At 59.6% G+C, this 16,838-nt stretch carries 14 protein-coding genes; 11 read left to right on the top strand and 3 right to left on the bottom strand.

The genetic code is table 11. The annotated features are described in order from the left end of the window. Positions 1 to 116 precede the first annotated feature (116 nt). From mupP to ABQX22_RS08565, 3 genes are all read right to left on the bottom strand, one after another. A complete protein-coding gene (gene mupP / locus ABQX22_RS08575; RefSeq protein ID WP_349798449.1) occupies positions 117 to 788 on the bottom strand; it encodes an N-acetylmuramic acid 6-phosphate phosphatase MupP in 672 nt (223 codons plus the stop codon). 2 nt (positions 789 to 790) lie between these two features. Beyond that, positions 791 to 1,489 (bottom strand): bifunctional 2-polyprenyl-6-hydroxyphenol methylase/3-demethylubiquinol 3-O-methyltransferase UbiG, encoded by a 699-nt coding sequence (ubiG, locus tag ABQX22_RS08570; protein WP_349798447.1) that lies wholly within the window; start codon positions 1,487 to 1,489, stop codon positions 791 to 793. Between the two features lie 63 nt (positions 1,490 to 1,552). Further along, positions 1,553 to 2,890 (bottom strand): TRZ/ATZ family hydrolase, encoded by a 1,338-nt coding sequence (locus tag ABQX22_RS08565; RefSeq protein ID WP_349798445.1) that lies wholly within the window; start codon positions 2,888 to 2,890, stop codon positions 1,553 to 1,555. Between the two features lie 177 nt (positions 2,891 to 3,067). Here ABQX22_RS08565 and mtnA point away from each other — a divergent pair, with 177 nt between their 5' ends. From mtnA to ABQX22_RS08510, 11 genes are all read left to right on the top strand, one after another. Beyond that, positions 3,068 to 4,144, top strand: a complete 1,077-nt coding sequence (mtnA, locus tag ABQX22_RS08560; RefSeq protein ID WP_349798443.1) for an S-methyl-5-thioribose-1-phosphate isomerase — start codon at positions 3,068 to 3,070, stop codon at positions 4,142 to 4,144. A 303-nt stretch (positions 4,145 to 4,447) separates the two neighbouring features. Beyond that, positions 4,448 to 7,258 carry a DNA gyrase subunit A gene (gene gyrA / locus ABQX22_RS08555; RefSeq protein WP_349798441.1) on the top strand — a complete coding sequence of 937 codons (2,811 nt, stop codon included), beginning with the start codon at positions 4,448 to 4,450 and terminating at the stop codon, positions 7,256 to 7,258. A gap of 147 nt (positions 7,259 to 7,405) precedes the next feature. Then, positions 7,406 to 8,491, top strand: coding sequence for a 3-phosphoserine/phosphohydroxythreonine transaminase (serC, locus tag ABQX22_RS08550; RefSeq protein ID WP_349798439.1), 1,086 nt, complete (start codon positions 7,406 to 7,408; stop codon positions 8,489 to 8,491). Next, positions 8,491 to 9,585 carry a prephenate dehydratase gene (gene pheA, locus ABQX22_RS08545; protein WP_349798437.1) on the top strand — a complete coding sequence of 365 codons (1,095 nt, stop codon included), beginning with the start codon at positions 8,491 to 8,493 and terminating at the stop codon, positions 9,583 to 9,585. Before serC ends, pheA begins: the two co-directional genes overlap by 1 nt. A gap of 15 nt (positions 9,586 to 9,600) precedes the next feature. Continuing rightward, positions 9,601 to 10,713 carry a histidinol-phosphate transaminase gene (hisC, locus tag ABQX22_RS08540; RefSeq protein WP_349798435.1) on the top strand — a complete coding sequence of 371 codons (1,113 nt, stop codon included), beginning with the start codon at positions 9,601 to 9,603 and terminating at the stop codon, positions 10,711 to 10,713. After that, complete coding sequence (locus ABQX22_RS08535; RefSeq protein WP_349798433.1) at positions 10,706 to 12,310, top strand: prephenate dehydrogenase/arogenate dehydrogenase family protein; 1,605 nt, start codon at positions 10,706 to 10,708, stop codon at positions 12,308 to 12,310. The genes hisC and ABQX22_RS08535 overlap by 8 nt, the downstream gene beginning before the upstream one ends. Then, on the top strand, positions 12,307 to 12,996 hold the full coding sequence (cmk, locus tag ABQX22_RS08530; RefSeq protein ID WP_349798431.1) for a (d)CMP kinase: 690 nt from the start codon (positions 12,307 to 12,309) through the stop codon (positions 12,994 to 12,996). Before ABQX22_RS08535 ends, cmk begins: the two co-directional genes overlap by 4 nt. A 120-nt stretch (positions 12,997 to 13,116) precedes the next feature. After that, positions 13,117 to 14,808, top strand: coding sequence for a 30S ribosomal protein S1 (rpsA, locus tag ABQX22_RS08525; protein ID WP_074752926.1), 1,692 nt, complete (start codon positions 13,117 to 13,119; stop codon positions 14,806 to 14,808). A 193-nt stretch (positions 14,809 to 15,001) separates the two neighbouring features. After that, positions 15,002 to 15,301 (top strand): integration host factor subunit beta, encoded by a 300-nt coding sequence (ihfB, locus tag ABQX22_RS08520; RefSeq protein ID WP_268797327.1) that lies wholly within the window; start codon positions 15,002 to 15,004, stop codon positions 15,299 to 15,301. 19 nt (positions 15,302 to 15,320) lie between these two features. Then, complete coding sequence (locus ABQX22_RS08515) at positions 15,321 to 15,551, top strand: lipopolysaccharide assembly protein LapA domain-containing protein (protein WP_349798428.1); 231 nt, start codon at positions 15,321 to 15,323, stop codon at positions 15,549 to 15,551. A gap of 184 nt (positions 15,552 to 15,735) precedes the next feature. Next, positions 15,736 to 16,779, top strand: coding sequence for an LPS O-antigen chain length determinant protein WzzB (locus ABQX22_RS08510; RefSeq protein ID WP_349798426.1), 1,044 nt, complete (start codon positions 15,736 to 15,738; stop codon positions 16,777 to 16,779). The last annotated feature ends 59 nt before the right edge of the window (positions 16,780 to 16,838 follow it).

Here is a 16,838-nt window from a genome sequence, read left to right as displayed (position 1 = left end):
TCCGGAGTCTGTAGGAGCGCGCTTGCCCGCGATTAGGGTGTGTCAGTCAACATTAACGTCGGATCTGCCGACGTCACCGCGGGCAAGCGCGCTCCTACAAATGCTTTGTCAGCCAATCAACACCCACACAACGCACTGTCCAGCACCTTGCGCAGGTCGAGCGGGTGGTCCACCACCACGTCGGCGCCCCAGTGGTCGGGGTTGTCGTGTGGGTGGATATAGCCATAGCGCACGGCGGCGGTTTTGGTGCCGGCGTCTCGGCCTGACTCGATGTCGCGCAGGTCATCGCCCACGAACAGTACGCTGGCGGGGTCCAGGTCCAGCATCTTGCACGCCAGGAGCAATGGCTCGGGATCAGGCTTGCTCCTGGTCACGTGGTCAGGACAGATCAACACCGCCGAGCGCTCGGCAAGCCCCAGTTGCTCCATGATCGGCTGGGCAAAGCGCACCGGTTTGTTGGTGACCACGCCCCAGATCAGTTTCGCGTTTTCGATGTCGGCCAACAGTTCGGGCATGCCGTCGAACAAGCGGCTGTGAACCGCGCAATCCGTCTGATAACGCTCCAGGAATTCCAGCCGCAGGGGTTCGAATTCCGGCGCGGAGGGGGAGAGCGCAAACGCTGCCGCAATCATCGCCTTGGCGCCGCCGGAGATCTCGTCGCGGATCAGCTTGTCTGCCACCGGCGCGAAGCCGCGTTCGGCGAGCATCGCCTGACAGATCGCGATGAAGTCCGGCGCGGTGTCGAGCAGCGTGCCGTCCATGTCGAAAAGTACGGCTCTCAAGCGCATGATCAGGCCTCCCGCAGGGTCTGGATCATGTAATTGACGTCAACGTCCGAAGCCAGTTTGTAGTGCTTGGTCAGCGGGTTGTACGTCAGGCCGATGATGTCCTTGACGTTGAGCCCCGCACTGCGGCTCCAGGCACCCAGCTCGGACGGCCGAATGAATTTCTTGAAATCATGAGTGCCGGGCGGCAGCAGGTTCATGATGTATTCGGCGCCGATGATCGCGAACAGGTAGGCCTTGGGGTTGCGGTTGATGGTGGAGAAGAACACCTGGCCGCCCGGCTTGACCATCTTGTAGCAGGCGCGAATGACCGACGACGGATCGGGCACGTGCTCCAGCATTTCCAGGCAGGTGACGACGTCGAACTGCTCGGACATTTCTTCGGCCAGCGCCTCGGCGGTGATCTGCCGATACTCGACCGTGACCCCGGATTCCAGCTGATGCAATTGGGCCACCGCCAGCGGTGCTTCGCCCATGTCGATGCCCGTGACGGTCGCGCCGCGCAAGGCCATCGCCTCGCTCAGGATGCCGCCGCCGCAGCCGACGTCCAGCACCTTTTTACCGGCCAGATTGACCCGCTCATCGATCCAGTTGACGCGCAACGGGTTGATGTCGTGAAGGGGCTTGAACTCGCTGTTGCGGTCCCACCAGCGATGGGCCAGGGCTTCGAATTTGGCGATTTCCGCGTGGTCGACGTTGCTCATGTGTAATCCCTCTAAAATCTTGAAAAGCACGTGTCCGCTCCGGCGCAAAGGCCCAAGGCGGCACTAATTGAGTTCAGGCTGGCCGGCAATGCGCCGGCCCCAGGCCTTGGCAGTTTCGGTCAGCGCCTGTTCATCCATCCGGGTCAGGCGTTTGTCTTCAAGCAGTGGCTTGCCGGCGACCCATACATGGGTCACGCAGTCGCGGCCCGTGGCGTAGATCAGTTGAGACACTGGGTCGTAGATGGGTTGCTGCGCCAGGCCGGACAGATCGAAGGCCACCATGTCGGCGGCCTTGCCGACCTCCAGCGAGCCGGTTTCTGCTTCGATCCCCATCGCGCGCGCACCGTTCAATGTAGCCATGCGTAATGCGCGATGAGCGTCCAGCGCAGTGGCGGAACCGGCAACGGCTTTGGCCAGCAGTGCAGCGGTTCGGGTTTCGCCGAGCAGGTCCAAATCATTGTTGCTGGCCGCGCCATCGGTCCCGATGGCGACGTTGACGCCGGCCTGCCAGAGACGCTCCACCGGGCAGAAGCCGCTGGCCAGTTTCAGGTTCGATTCCGGGCAATGAATCACGCTGGAGTTGCTTTCCACCAGCAGCGCCACATCGTCGTCGCTGATCTGCGTCATGTGCACGGCCTGGAAACGCGGCCCCAGCAGGCCCAGGCGGTTGAGGCGCGCCAGAGGCCGCTCGCCGGTCTGCTCAACGGCCTGCTGCACTTCGAATGCGGTTTCGTGCACATGCATGTGGATCACCGCGTCGAGTTCGTCGGCGATGACGCGAATCTTCACCAGGTTCTCGTCGCTGACGGTGTACGGTGCGTGAGGCCCGAGGGCGATCTTGATGCGGGGGTGGTGGGCGAGGTCGTTGAACAGCTCGACACCGATGTGCAGTGACTCATCGGCATTGCGCGCACCCGGGATCGGGAAATCCAGCACGGGCACGCTGATCTGTGCGCGGATGCCACTGGTGTGCACCCGGTCGCAGGCAATCTTCGGGAAAAAGTACATGTCGGAGAAACAGGTGATGCCGCCCTTGAGCTGCTCGGCGATTGCGAGGTCCGTGCCGTCGCTGACAAAGGCCTCGTCCACCCACTTCGCCTCGGCCGGCCAGATATGGTTTTCAAGCCAGGACATCAGCGGCAGATCGTCCGCCAGCCCGCGAAACAGCGTCATTGCCGCATGGCCGTGGGCGTTGATCAGGCCAGGGCTGAGCAGCATGCCGGGCAACTCGCGAATCTCTGTGGCCTTGAGCCGCCATGCCTCGGAGGCAGGGCCGATATACGCGATGACGCCGTCGCGGATGCCCAGCGCATGGTCCTGAAGCACCACGCCTGCCGGCTCGACCGGGACCAGCCAGGTGGGCAGGAGCAGGAGGTCGAGCGGGGCGGCGGAATCCGGCATGGCGGGAGCATCCATTGGCTTGATACGGGGACGGCGCAGTATACCCGAGCGTCTTCGCGGGCGGCTCGCTATAATCCGCGGCTTTTTGCATGGCTGGCAATGTGCTTCTCGGTTCAGATCCGCGGCATACAGCGCTTGGCGTTGTGTTTTTTTTCAAATCATCATGTGGGGTGTGCGATGCGCGATCGACTATTGGCTGCGGAGAAGGTGAAGGCCATCGATTGGCGGGACGGCACGCTGTATCTGCTGGATCAGCGGATCTTGCCCTTCGAGGAGACCTGGCTGCCATTTAACACCGCGGCAGGTGTGGCCGATGCAATCCGTACGATGGTGGTGCGCGGTGCCCCGGCCATCGGCATCAGTGCAGCGTTCGGCATGGCCCTGGCGGTATCCGAGCGTTTTGCGGCCGGTGGCGACTGGCGCGCGGCGCTGGAGCAGGACTTTACCCTGTTGGCCAGCGCGCGGCCGACGGCGGTCAATCTGTCCTGGGCGCTGAACCGCGTGCGCGAACGCCTGCAGCGCCTCAAAGACCACGAAGACCCCCGTGCTGCAGTGGAAGCGGAGGCCGTGGCCATCCATCTCAGTGATCGCGAAGCCAACCTGACCATGGCCCAATTGGGCGTCGAGCTGATTCGCAAGCACCAGGGCAATCTGCAAGCCGTGCTCACCCATTGCAACACCGGCGCACTGGCGACCGGCGGGTTTGGCACCGCGCTTGGCGTTATTCGCGCTGCTCATATAGAAGGCATGATCGAACGCGTCTACGCCGATGAAACCAGGCCGTGGTTGCAGGGCTCGCGGCTGACGGCGTGGGAGCTGGCCAACGAAGGCATCCCGGTCACGCTGAATGCCGACTCCGCCGCCGCGCACTTGATGAAGACCAAAGGCATCACCTGGGTCATCGTCGGCGCCGACCGCATCACTGCCAATGGCGACGTGGCTAACAAGATCGGCACCTACCAGTTGGCGGTCGCGGCCATGCACCACGGCGTGCGCTTTATGGTGGTGGCGCCCAGCTCCACCATCGACATGGCGCTGGCTTCCGGTGATGACATACCCCTCGAAGAGCGCGACGGCCGCGAACTGCTGGAAGTCGGCGGACATCGGGTGGGCGCAGAGGTCGACGCCTTCAATCCGGTGTTCGATGTCACGCCCGCCGACCTGATCGACGTCATCGTCACCGAGAAGGGCATCGTCGAGCGCCCGGACACCGCAAAAATGACCCAATTGATGTGCCGAAAGCGCTTGCATTAATTCCTTGATCGGGATGCGTGCGCGCAATCCTCAACCGTCTATTGGGCCCTGTAAGCGCTTCTCAGGCGTCTGGTGGCGAAATGGCCCGTAATCAGCGCTTTCAAAGTCTTCGTGCCTGACGGCGATTGTGGTAACATCCGGCGGTTTCCGGGAGGGCTCGACGCAGCCCTCTCTACTGCGCAAATCCATGGCATAACTCGCTGATTTGTCGTAAGTCGCTGTCAGGCAAAAGCCGGCGGCGGCAAGCTTCGTTTATCCCGCTTGGATGTGGCGAAGTTTCACCAGAAAAAGGAATCAGGCTTCATGGGCGAACTGGCCAAAGAAATCCTCCCGGTCAATATCGAAGACGAGCTCAAACAGTCCTACCTCGACTACGCGATGAGCGTCATCGTCGGACGAGCTCTGCCGGATGCGCGCGATGGCTTGAAGCCCGTGCACCGGCGTGTACTGTTCGCGATGAGCGAACTGAGCAACGACTGGAACAAGCCGTACAAGAAATCCGCTCGTGTGGTCGGTGACGTGATCGGTAAGTATCACCCCCACGGTGACACGGCTGTCTACGACACCATCGTCCGCATGGCACAACCCTTCTCGATGCGCTACCTGCTGGTAGACGGCCAGGGCAACTTCGGTTCGGTGGACGGCGACAACGCCGCTGCGATGCGATACACCGAAGTGCGCATGACCAAGCTGGCCCACGAGCTGCTGGCTGACCTGCACAAGGAAACCGTGGACTGGGTGCCGAACTACGACGGCACCGAGATGATCCCGGCGGTGATGCCGACGCGCATCCCGACCCTGCTGGTCAACGGTTCCAGCGGTATCGCGGTCGGCATGGCCACCAACATCCCGCCGCACAACCTGGGCGAAGTCATCGACGGCTGCCTGGCACTCATCGACAACGCCGAGCTGACCGTCGACGAGTTGATGCAGTACATCCCCGGCCCTGACTTCCCGACTGCCGCCATCATCAACGGCCGCGCCGGTATCGTCGAAGCCTACCGCACCGGCCGTGGCCGTATTTACATGCGTGCGCGCTCCTTCGTCGAAGACATCGACAAGGTCGGCGGCCGCCAGCAGATCGTCATCAGCGAACTGCCGTACCAGCTCAACAAGGCGCGCTTGATCGAGAAGATCGCCGAGCTGGTCAAAGAGAAAAAACTCGAAGGCATCACCGAGCTGCGTGACGAGTCCGACAAGGACGGCATGCGCGTCGTGATCGAGCTGCGCCGCGGCGAAGTGCCGGAGGTCGTGCTCAACAACCTCTACGCCCAGACTCAACTGCAGACCGTTTTCGGCATCAACATCGTTGCCCTGATCGATGGCCGCCCACGGATCCTTAACCTCAAGGACCTGCTGGAAGCGTTCATTCGTCACCGCCGTGAAGTGGTCACCCGCCGTACGGTGTTCGAGCTGCGCAAGGCGCGCGAGCGCGGTCACATCCTGGAAGGCCAGGCGGTCGCCTTGTCGAACATCGACCCGGTCATCGCGCTGATCAAGGCATCGCCGACGCCGGCAGAAGCCAAGGAAGGCCTGATCACCACCGGTTGGGAATCGAGTGCCGTGATGGACATGGTCGAGCGCGCGGGCGCCGAGTCGTCTCGTCCGGACAACCTCGATCCGCAGTACGGCCTGCGCGATGGCAAATATTTCCTGTCGCCGGAACAGGCCCAGGCCATTCTTGAATTGCGTCTGCACCGCCTGACCGGCCTGGAACACGAAAAGCTGCTCACCGAATATCAGGAAATCCTGATTCAGATCGGCGAGCTGCTGCGCATCCTCAACAGTGCTGTGCGTCTGATGGAAATCATCCGCGAAGAGCTGGAACTGATTCGCGCTGAATACGGCGACGTGCGCCGCACCGAGATCCTCGATGCGCGCCTTGACCTGACGCTGGGCGACTTGATCACCGAAGAAGAGCGGGTCGTTACCATTTCCCACAGCGGCTATGCCAAGACCCAGCCTCTGGCGGTGTATCAGGCGCAGCGTCGTGGCGGTAAAGGCAAATCGGCTACCGGCATCAAGGATGAGGACTACATCGCTCATCTGCTGGTCGCCAACAGCCACACCACACTGTTGATGTTCTCCAGCAAGGGCAAGGTGTACTGGCTCAAGACCTACGAGATTCCGGAAGCGTCCCGCGCTGCCCGTGGTCGTCCGTTGGTCAACCTGCTGCCGCTGAGCGAAGGCGAGTACATCACCACCATGCTGCCGGTTGACCTTGAAGCCATGCGCAAGCGGGCGGACGAGGAAGGCGACGACGCTCTCGAAGGCGAAATCGACGACGCCGGTGAAGCGAGCAACGAAACCGAAGAAGAGCGCAAAGCGCGCATCAAGGCTGCCGACAAGAAGAAGGCGCCGTTCATCTTCATGTCCACGGCCAACGGTACGGTCAAGAAGACTCCGCTGGTGGCTTTCAGTCGTCAGCGTAGCGTGGGTCTCATTGCTCTTGAACTGGACGAAGGCGACATTCTGATCTCTGCGGCTATCACCGATGGCGAGCAGGAGATCATGCTGTTCTCCGACGGCGGAAAGGTCACGCGCTTCAAGGAATCCGACGTGCGCGCCATGGGCCGTACGGCGCGCGGTGTGCGCGGCATGCGTCTGCAGGAAGGTCAGAAACTGATTTCCATGCTGATCCCGGAGGAGGGCAGCGAGATCCTCACTGCTTCCGAGCGCGGTTTCGGCAAGCGCACGGCGATCACCGAGTTCCCTGAATACAAGCGTGGCGGTCAGGGCGTTATTGCCATGGTCAGCAACGAGCGTAACGGCCGTCTGGTCGGTGCAGTACAGGTGCAGAACGGCGAGGAAATCATGTTGATTTCCGATCAGGGCACACTGGTGCGTACCCGCGTTGATGAAGTCTCGAGCCTGGGTCGAAATACCCAGGGCGTGACGCTGATCAAGCTGGCCAAGGACGAGAAGCTCGTCGGCCTGGAACGCGTCCAGGAGCCTTCGGAAATCGAAGGTGAGGAGCTTGAAGGCGAAGGCTTTGAAGGCGATGAAGTCGACGGCGAGATCGTGGACGGCGATGTGCTCGGTGGCGTTGATGCTGACGAGTCCGGCACTGACCTGCAGGCCGACGCTGACTCCGACGAAGAGTCCAAAGACTGACGCGGGGCTGTCAACAAAGCTCCCCTGTAGGAGCTGCCGAGGTACGAAGGCTGCGATGCGGTTTAACTGACACTGCATCGCAGCCTTCGGGCGCTTCGATACGCTTCACCAGTTAAGAATTCAACGAATTGCATGACGAGAGTGGATATGAGCAAGCGAGCCTTTAACTTCTGCGCCGGCCCTGCCGCGCTTCCTGAAGCTGTTCTGCTGCGCGCCCAGGCGGAACTCCTCGATTGGCACGGCAAGGGCCTTTCCGTCATGGAAATGAGCCACCGCAGCGACGAGTTCGTCTCCATCGCCACCAAGGCCGAGCAGGACCTGCGCGATCTTCTGTCCATTCCCTCCAATTACAAGGTGCTGTTCCTGCAGGGCGGCGCCAGCCAGCAGTTCGCTCAGGTCCCGCTGAACCTGCTGCCCGAAGACGGCACTGCCGACTACATCGACACCGGCATCTGGTCGCAGAAGGCGATTGAAGAAGCGTCGCGCTACGGCCACATCAACGTTGCCGCGAGTGCCAAGGCCTACGACTATTTCGCGATCCCCGGGCAGAACGACTGGAAGCTGAGCAAAGACGCTTCCTACGTCCACTATGTCCCGAACGAAACCATCGGCGGCCTGCAATTCAACTGGATTCCTGACACCGGCGACGTTCCGCTGGTTGCCGACATGTCCTCGGACATCCTGTCGCGGCCGGTGGATGTCTCGCGTTTCGGCATGATCTTCGCGGGGGCCCAGAAAAACATCGGGCCAAGCGGTATTGTCGTCGCGATCATCCGCGAAGACCTGCTGGGCCGGGCACGTTCGGTATGCCCGACCATGCTCAACTACAAGGTCGCTGCAGACAACGGCTCGATGTACAACACGCCGCCGACGCTGTCCTGGTATTTGTCCGGTCTGGTGTTCGAATGGCTCAAAGAGCAGGGCGGCGTTGAAGCGATCGCCCAGCGCAATGAAATCAAGCAGCGCACGCTGTATGACTTCATCGACGCCAGCGGCTTGTACAGTAACCCGATCAATAAATCCGACCGCTCGTGGATGAACGTGCCCTTTCGATTGGCCGATGACCGCCTGGATAAACCGTTCCTGGCAGGCGCTCAGGAGCATGGCCTGCTCAACCTCAAGGGCCATCGCTCGGTCGGCGGCATGCGCGCCTCCATCTACAACGCCATCGACATCAACGCAGTCAATGCATTGATCACGTACATGGCAGCGTTCGAGAAGGAACACGGTTAATGTCTGAGCAAGAACTCAAGGCACTGCGTGTGCGCATCGACAGTCTCGACGAGAAAGTACTTGAGCTGATCAGCGAGCGCGCGCGCTGTGCGCAGGAAGTGGCGCGGGTAAAGATGTCGACACTGGCCGAAGGCGAAGTGCCGGTGTTCTATCGCCCGGAGCGTGAAGCCCAGGTGCTCAAGCGTGTGATGGACCGCAATCGCGGTCCGCTGAGCAATGAAGACATGGCGCGTCTGTTCCGCGAAATCATGTCCTCGTGCCTGGCGCTCGAGCAGCCGCTGAAAGTCGCGTATCTCGGTCCTGAAGGCACGTTCACCCAGGCTGCCGCGATGAAACACTTCGGTCACGCCGTCATCAGCTTGCCCATGGCGGCCATTGACGAAGTGTTCCGCGAAGTGGCCGCCGGTGCGGTCAACTTCGGCGTGGTCCCGGTGGAAAACTCCACCGAAGGTGCGGTCAACCACACCCTCGACAGTTTCCTTGAGCATGACATGGTCATCTGTGGCGAGGTCGAGCTGCGCATTCACCACCATCTGCTGGTGGGCGAAAACACCAAGACCGACAGCATCAGCCGGATCTATTCCCACGCCCAGTCGCTGGCGCAATGCCGCAAGTGGCTGGACGCGCACTACCCCAACGTCGAACGCGTCGCCGTGTCCAGCAACGCCGAAGCCGCCAAGCGGGTCAAGGGCGAATGGAACTCTGCGGCCATCGCCGGCGACATGGCGGCCGGGCTGTATGGCCTGACCCGCATTGCCGAAAAGATCGAAGACCGTCCGGACAACTCGACGCGGTTTTTGATGATCGGCAGTCAGGAAGTGCCCCCCACCGGCGACGACAAGACCTCGATCATCGTCTCGATGAGCAACAAGCCTGGCGCGCTGCATGAACTGCTGGTGCCTTTCCATGAGAACGGCATCGACCTGACCCGTATTGAGACCCGGCCTTCGCGCAGCGGTAAATGGACCTACGTGTTCTTTATCGACTTCGTCGGTCATCACCGCGATCCATTGATCAAAGCGGTGCTGGAGCGGATCAGTCAGGAAGCCGTGGCACTCAAGGTGCTGGGCTCCTACCCGAAAGCGGTTCTCTGACGAGGTAAGTGATTCATGAGTGGCGACTTCCTCGCGCGGGCACAACCCGGCGTGCAAAAACTATCGCCTTACGTTCCCGGTAAGCCGGTGGACGAACTGGCGCGCGAACTGAATATCGATCCTGCGCACATCGTCAAGCTGGCCAGCAACGAGAACCCGTCAGGTGCGAGCCCCAAGGCATTGGCGGCGATTCATGCCGAACTGGCGGAGCTGACCCGCTATCCCGACGGCAACGGGTTTGACCTGAAGAAACGTCTGGCCGAGCGGTGCGGTGTTCAGGCCAGCCAGGTCACGCTGGGTAACGGCTCCAACGACATTCTCGAGATCGTCGCGCGCGCCTACCTGGCGCCGGGGCTCAATGCCGTGTTCAGCCAGCACGCCTTTGCCATCTATCCGATTGTCACTCAGGCGGTCGGCGCTGACGCGCGAGTGGCTGCGGCCAAGGATTGGGGTCACGACCTCCCGGCAATGCTGGCGCTGATCGACAGCAACACCCGTGTGGTCTTCATCGCCAACCCCAACAACCCGACCGGCACCTGGTTCGGTCCGCAGGCGCTGGCGGATTTCCTCGCCGATGTCCCGGAAGACGTGCTGGTGGTATTGGACGAGGCCTACATCGAGTACGCCGAGGGCACTGATTTGCCCGACGGCCTCAAATTTCTCGCCGCTTACCCGAATCTGCTGGTATCGCGCACGTTCTCCAAGGCCTACGGCCTCGCCTCGTTGCGCGTTGGCTATGCGCTTTCCTCGCCGGTTGTCGCGGACGTTTTGAACCGGGTGCGGCAGCCGTTCAACGTCAACAGCCTGGCCCTGGTCGCGGCCACTGCAGCGCTGGACGATATTGAATACGTCGCCCAAAGCCGCCGCCTGAATGAGGCCGGAATGCGCCAGTTGCAGGACGGCCTGCGGGAGCAGGGTTTGACCTGGATCCCGTCCAGGGCCAATTTCCTGGCCGTCGACCTGGGGCGCGAAGCGGCTTCCATTTATGAAGGCCTGCTGCGCGAAGGCGTGATCGTTCGCCCGATTGGTGGCTACGGCATGCCCAATCACCTGCGGGTGAGCATTGGTTTGCCTTCCGAAAACAGCCGTTTCCTTGACGCACTGAGCAAGGTGCTGGCGCGTGGTTGATGTCACTGCTGGGCGTTCTGCGCAACCGATCATTGGCCGCCTGGTGGTGGTGGGATTGGGTTTGATTGGCGGGTCTTTTGCCAAAGGTGTGCGTCAAAGCGGGCTGTGCCGTGAAGTGGTCGGGGTCGATCTTGACCCGCAGTCGCGCAAGCTGGCGGTCGAACTGGGCGTCGTTGATCGCTGTGAAGAGAGTCTGGCGGCCGCCTGTGTCGGGGCGGATGTCATCCAGCTCGCCGTTCCGATCCTGTCGATGGAAAAACTGCTGGGCGTGTTGGCCACGCTGGACCTGGGCAATGCGGTGTTGACCGACGTCGGCAGCGCAAAAGGCAATGTCGTGCGTGCTGCGTGTCGGGCGTTCGGTACCATGCCGGCGCGTTTTGTTCCGGGGCACCCGATCGCGGGCTCGGAACGGAGCGGGGTCGAGGCGGCCGACGCCAGGCTCTTCCGGCGTCACAAAGTGATATTGACGCCGCAGGAAGGCACTGATCCGGCCGCCCTGAGGCTGGTTGATCAGCTCTGGTCGGCGCTGGGGGCGGATGTCGAGCACATGGACGTTGAGCGCCACGATGAGGTTTTGGCAGCGACCAGCCATTTGCCGCATTTGCTGGCTTTTGGATTGGTGGACTCGTTAGCCAAGCGCAACGAAAACCTGGAAATCTTCCGCTATGCGGCGGGCGGATTTCGTGATTTCACCCGGATTGCCGGTAGCGATCCCGTGATGTGGCACGACATCTTTCTCGCGAACCGCGAAGCCGTCTTGCGCACTCTGGATACGTTTCGCAGTGATCTGGACGCGCTGCGTGATGCGGTGTGTGCCGGGGACGGGCCGCAACTGATGGGCGTGTTCACCCAAGCCCGTTCGGCGCGCGAACATTTCGGTGAAATCCTGGCCCGTCGCGCTAATGCGCGGGATCAGGACGCCAGTGGTCTGATCCTCGTCGCCGGTCCGGGCGGCAGCGTACAGGGTCGTATTGACGCCACGGATAACGGCCGATATGCAGTGCCTTTTCTGGTGGCCGCATCCATCAGTGCGGGTTCGGATCTGGTGCTGGAGCACGTTGTTATTACGCCAGCGATTCACGGTGTCATCGAAATTCTGCGCTTGATGGGTGCGGACATCAGCCTTGAGAATCAATGCGCCGTCGAGGGCGAGGCCGTTGTCGATGTGCGCGTGCGTCACGCTGCACTCAAAGGCATCATGATTCCGGACGCACTTGCGCAGGCGGCTATCGATGAACTCCCGGCGCTCTTCGTCGCAGCGGCGTGCGCTCAGGGGCGTACCGTGCTGCAGAATACGCAAGACCTGACGGGCGAGCCGTCCGGCCAGATTCAAGCCATGGGCGAGGCGTTGTCGCTATTGGGTGTGCAGGTTGAATTGACCCTCGATAGCGCCTCGATCAATGGCGGCCCGATCAAGGGTGGTGAAATTCATGCGCTGGGTGATGACCGTATCGCCATGGCGTTGAGCATCGCATCGTTGCGAGCAACGGCATCTGTTCGCCTTCATGACGACGCCGGGTTCGCAACTTCTTTCCCCCATTTCCTGGCGCTCTGCGCGCAGGTGGGTATTCGTGTAGCGCAAGAGGGGCAATCGTGAAAGCTCAAGCTCCGGTCATTACGATCGACGGACCAAGCGGTTCAGGGAAGGGCACGGTGGCGGGCATGCTTGCCAAGCGTCTGGGGTGGTGCTTGCTCGATTCTGGCGCGCTCTATCGTTTGCTGGCATTTGCTGCGCGCAATCATGGCGTCGATTTGACCAACGAAGAAGCGTTGAAGCTGCTGGCCGCGCATCTCGACGTGCAGTTCGAGGCGGCGACCGATGATCATGGGCAGCGCATCATTCTCGAAGGCGAGGAGGTGACCCTTGCCATTCGCAATGAATACGTAGGCAGCGGCGCATCGCAGGTGGCGTCGTTGCCGGCTGTGCGCGAAGCACTGCTGCAGCGCCAGCGGGCGTTTCAGGAGTTTCCAGGGTTGGTGGCCGACGGTCGCGACATGGGCACAGTGGTCTTTCCGGCAGCGCCGCTCAAGGTTTTCCTGACGGCCAGTCCCGAGGAGCGTGCCCGGCGTCGTTACTTGCAGTTGAAGGCCAAAGGTGATGATGTTAATCTGTCGAGTCTGCTAGATGAGATATGTGCACGTGATGAACGTGACACCCAGCGAGCGGTAGCCCCGCTCAAGCCAGCGCATGACGCTATACAGCTGGATTCCACGGAATTATCCATCGAGCAGGTGTTGGATCGCATCTTGAGTGAAGTCGCGCTACGTGACCTCGCCGGATGACCAGAAAGCCATGCGGGAGACCAGTCATAGTCCGCAGGCTTTCTCTCATATGAACGAAACCCACGTCGACTGGGATGTGGCAGATGGGCGTATTCTTCGCCCTTATCAACAGGAATTAAAATGAGCGAAAGCTTTGCTGAACTTTTCGAAGAAAGCCTAAAGACCCTTAACCTTCAGGCCGGTTCGATCATCACCGCTATCATCGTTGATATCGACTACCAGGCTGGTTGGGTAACGGTTCATGCCGGTCTGAAATCTGAAGGCCTCATCCCGCTGGAGCAGTTCCACAACGACGCTGGCGAGCTGACCATCAAGATCGGCGACGAAGTTCACGTTGCTCTTGACGCGGTCGAAGACGGCTTTGGCGAGACCAAACTGTCCCGCGAGAAAGCCAAGCGTGCTGAGTGCTGGATCGTTCTGGAAGCGGCTTTCGCTGCTGAAGAAGTGGTCAAGGGCGTTATTAACGGTAAGGTTAAAGGCGGCTTCACTGTCGACGTTAACGGCATCCGTGCGTTCTTGCCTGGTTCTTTGGTTGACGTGCGCCCTGTGCGTGACACGACTCACCTGGAAGGCAAAGAGCTCGAGTTCAAGGTTATCAAGCTCGACCAGAAGCGCAACAACGTTGTCGTTTCCCGTCGTAGCGTCCTGGAAGCCGAAAACAGCGCCGAGCGCGAAGCTCTGCTGGAATCCTTGCAGGAAGGCCAACAGGTCAAAGGTATCGTCAAGAACCTCACCGATTACGGCGCATTCGTCGATCTGGGTGGCGTCGATGGCTTGCTGCACATTACCGACATGGCCTGGAAGCGCATCAAGCATCCATCGGAAATCGTCAATGTTGGCGACGAGATCGATGTGAAGGTTCTGAAGTACGATCGCGAGCGCAATCGTGTCTCCCTGGGCCTCAAGCAATTGGGCGAAGATCCTTGGGTCGCTATCAAAGCACGTTACCCGGAAGGCACTCGCGTAACCGCGCGTGTTACCAACCTGACCGACTACGGCTGCTTTGCAGAGCTGGAAGAAGGCGTGGAAGGCCTGGTGCACGTCTCCGAAATGGACTGGACCAACAAAAACATCCACCCTTCGAAAGTCGTTCAGGTTGGCGACGAAGTGGAAGTTATGGTTCTGGACATCGACGAAGAGCGTCGTCGTATCTCCCTCGGCATCAAGCAGTGCAAATCTAACCCATGGGAAGATTTCTCTGGCCAGTTCAACAAGGGCGATAAAATCTCCGGCACCATCAAGTCGATCACCGATTTCGGTATCTTCATTGGTCTGGACGGCGGCATCGACGGTCTGGTTCACCTGTCCGATATCTCCTGGAACGAAGTGGGCGAAGAAGCCGTACGTCGCTTCAAGAAGGGCGACGAGCTCGACACCGTCATCCTGTCGGTTGATCCAGAGCGCGAGCGCATCTCGCTGGGTATCAAGCAGCTGGAAAGCGATCCGTTCTCCGAGTACGTCACTGTCAATGACAAAGGCGCAATCGTCCGCGGTATCGTTAAAGAAGTTGACGCCAAAGGCGCCATCATCACTCTGGCCGACGACATCGAAGCTACCCTGAAGGCTTCCGAAATCAGCCGTGACCGCGTAGAAGACGCGCGTAACGTTCTGAAGGAAGGCGAAGAGATCGAAGCCAAGATCATCAGCGTTGACCGCAAGAGCCGCGTAATCAGCTTGTCCATCAAGTCGAAAGACGTTGAAGACGAGAAAGAAGCGATTCAGAGCCTGCGTAGCAAGCCTGAAACCGCTGAAAATACAGGTCCAACCACCTTGGGTGACCTGTTGCGCGCACAAATGGAAAAGCAGAACTAAGTTCAGCTCTACCATAGAAAAAGGGCGATTTCGGTCGCCCTTTTTTGTGCCTGCGATTTAGGTGGTTGCTGCTTGGCGCCTGTGCCAGATTAACTGATGCATCTAACTCAAAGCCTGGGCTGTTCAAAATGATCTGGTCATGCTAAAACCTTCGGAGCGCGTTTCCTAGCTGCTTGAAAAAGAAGGGAAAAATATGACGAAGTCGGAGTTGATCGAACGAATTGTCACCCATCAAGGGCTTCTCTCATCCAAGGATGTCGAGCTAGCTATCAAGACCATGCTTGAGCAAATGTCCCAATGCCTGGCGACGGGCGACCGCATCGAGATCCGGGGCTTTGGCAGCTTTTCCCTGCACTACCGCGCTCCTCGCGTAGGTCGTAACCCTAAAACCGGACAATCCGTCAGTCTCGACGGCAAGTTCGTTCCTCACTTCAAACCCGGAAAAGAATTGCGTGACCGGGTGAACGAAGAGGAAGAAGAGGGGCTCCAATAGGCCGTTAAAGGAGCAGCAAATGCGAAACGTGAAACGCTTGATATTCTTCGTAGTGATCCTGCTGATCGTATTGGCGACGGTAGTATTCATGCTTGAAAACCAGCAGCATGTATCGCTGGTATTTTTCGGCTGGACTGCACCGCAGCTTTCGATAGCTGTGCCGGTGATTCTGGCGCTGCTCACAGGTATGATAATCGGGCCGTTTCTCGGCTGGATTGTTAGCTTGCGCAGGAAGCCCAAGTCTGTCTGATTAGCCAGCCATCCGTAACCAGTTCCATTTGGAAAACATGCGATCTGCCACGTCTACGTGGGCCACACTTCAGTGAAAGGCCCTGTCAGCGCCAACGGCCGAACTCAGGGTAAGCGCTTTACCTGCAAGTATTCTGCAATCGTCCACAACAATTTAAAGGTCTACCTGAATGGCGAATCCCCCAATGTCGACACAAGCATCCGACGAGATAGATTTGTTCGAACTCGTCGCTGCACTTTGGGCGCAGAAAGTATTAATAATCAGCACTGCCTTGATCGTCGGCATAGGTGCCGCAGCATTTGCATTTCTAAGTAAGCCGGTCTACGAAGCAAGAGTGTATTTGCAGCCGCCAACGTTGAACGGCATCGCCGACTTCAACTATGGCCGTACTCGGGACGCAGAGCTCACTCCGTATACGATCAGTGATGTTTACAGCGTTTTCACGCGAAATCTTCAGGGTGAATCCTTGCGGCGGTCATTCTTTAACGACGTTTACTTGCCTTCCCTGACTGAGGCCGAGCGGGCAGGATCCCAAGACGCGCTGTATTCCAACTACCTGAACACGCTCACAATCGGAACACCCACTAAAGAACTGCCAGAGCGGTATTCGGTTGTCGTGCAAGGCGATGACCCGGCTCAGGCCACTGATTGGGTAAAAGCGTTCGCCGCACTTGCAGGCGCTGCATCCGAAAAGGAAATGATCACAAACGTTACGCGTGAGGCTAGCGTGCGGGCCCGCAACCTTGCGCAGCAGATCAGTATTTTGCAGGAAACTGAAGGCAAGGTCCGAACAGACTCCATTACCCGCCTGAAAGAGGCGCTGAGTGTGGCCCACGCCATCGGCCTGGAAAACCCACCGATCATCACCGGTAACGTTGCAGCCGAAGTCTCAGCGACCATGGACGGGCAGTTAACGTACATGAGAGGCAGCAAGGCCCTGATTGCCGAGATCAAAAATCTGGAAGAACGGCAAACGGACGATCCGTTTATTTCAAACCTCCGTGCCTTGCAGATCAAGCGCAGTTTTTTTCAGTCGCTTCAGGTCAATCCAGAAGAGGTGTCGGTCTATCGTCTAGACGGCCCTATCGAAGTCCCGGATCGTCCGATCAAGCCTAAGAAGGCCATGATCATCATCGCTGGCCTGATAGGTGGCGGTATTCTGGGGATACTGATTGGATTGGTGCGTTTCTTCGTCACCAAAAGAAGACTGACCATGCAACGCGTCTAATTTGCGGGTTGTCGGCCGAGAAATGTCCTACGCGGCAAGACTTGAAAAGAGGCTGGTTG

Source organism: Xanthomonas sp. WHRI 1810A (assembly GCF_040202885.1).
Taxonomy (GTDB): Bacteria; Pseudomonadota; Gammaproteobacteria; order Pseudomonadales; family Pseudomonadaceae; genus Aquipseudomonas.
The sequence above is the reverse complement of the archived record's forward strand: the minus strand, read 5'-3'. Positions and strand labels throughout refer to the sequence as shown.